The sequence below is a fragment of the Rhodococcus sp. R1101 genome, from assembly GCF_000278445.1.
In the GTDB taxonomy this organism is placed as follows: Bacteria; Actinomycetota; Actinomycetes; order Mycobacteriales; family Mycobacteriaceae; genus Rhodococcus; species Rhodococcus gordoniae.
Map to the genome: position 1 here is coordinate 1 of NZ_AJVB01000980.1, position 317 is coordinate 317.

General features: G+C 70.3%; 1 pseudogene. It reads left to right on the forward strand.

Going from position 1 to position 317, the window contains the following annotated elements:
* Positions 1 to 317, forward strand: a pseudogene (locus tag R1101_RS29170) (metallophosphoesterase); the annotation flags it as partial.

The following is a 317-nucleotide window of genomic DNA, read 5'->3' on the forward strand; positions in this document are numbered from 1 at the left end:
AGCGGCAACCACGAGTACTACTCCGACGACGCCGAATCGTGGCTGAACCACTGGGAGACGCTCGGTGTACGCACCCTGCGCAACGACCATGTCGTCCTCGAGCGGGACGGCGACGTCGTCGCGCTCGCCGGCGTCCACGACTACACCGCCACCGAACCCCACCACCCCGACATGCCCGCCGCCCTCGACGGCATCGCGGACGGTACCCCGGTGATCCTCGCCGCCCACCAGCCGCGGCACGTCGACGAGGCCCGCGAACTCGGAGTCGACCTGCAGCTGTCCGGGCACACTCACGGCGGACAGATGTGGCCGCTGCG